Here is a 596-nt window from a genome sequence, read left to right as displayed (position 1 = left end):
GGCGAAGGGCAACGTATGAATCTTTCCTACACGCGCGCAATGGTGAAAGCAGCCCTTAATGGCGAATTAGACAACGTGGAAACGGGAAAGGATGACATCTTCGGTCTGGAAATTCCGCTTCATGTTCAAGGTGTCCCTGATGGCGTATTAATGCCAGAAAAAACCTGGACTGACAAAGAAGCTTATAAAGCAAAAGCATTAGATCTTGCCAGCAAGTTCAAAGGAAACTTCAAAAAGTTCACAAGCGTATCTGGAGAGATTGTTGAGCTGGGCGGACCTTTGGTATAACGAAAAAGCGGAGCCAACTTTTCAGCTCTCAAGGAGAGAAAACTATTCTGATATAAAAAATCATTCTATGTTTGACCGAATTCTTCAATTTGAGAAGAATGAAATTTTTAAAATATTTAGCTTTTCTCCGGACACTCAACGAGCAATTGACGCAGCGAAAGTAGCACATGAAAGAAATATTCCAATTATTTTAGTTACAGATCACTTGTCTTGCCCGATTGCTAGTAGTTATTCAAGCGTTATATTAAAAACTGAGTCTAGTGAAAATCATTATACAATAATTCCGATTATTGCGCTGGTTGAGTCTA

At 39.3% G+C, this 596-nt stretch carries 2 protein-coding genes; both read left to right on the top strand.

Translation table 11 applies throughout. The annotated features are described in order from the left end of the window. On the top strand, positions 1 to 288 hold a 288-nt coding region (locus tag CEF18_RS25640; RefSeq protein WP_190238727.1), incomplete at its 5' end, for a phosphoenolpyruvate carboxykinase (ATP). Continuing rightward, the coding region (locus CEF18_RS25635; protein WP_190238726.1) for an SIS domain-containing protein at positions 263 to 596 on the top strand (334 nt) is incomplete at its 3' end. The genes CEF18_RS25640 and CEF18_RS25635, both read left to right, overlap by 26 nt.

The sequence above is a fragment of the Salipaludibacillus neizhouensis genome (assembly GCF_002886185.1).
Classification (GTDB): Bacteria; Bacillota; Bacilli; order Bacillales; family Salisediminibacteriaceae; genus Salipaludibacillus; species Salipaludibacillus neizhouensis.
The sequence above is the reverse complement of the archived record's forward strand: the minus strand, read 5'-3'. Positions and strand labels throughout refer to the sequence as shown.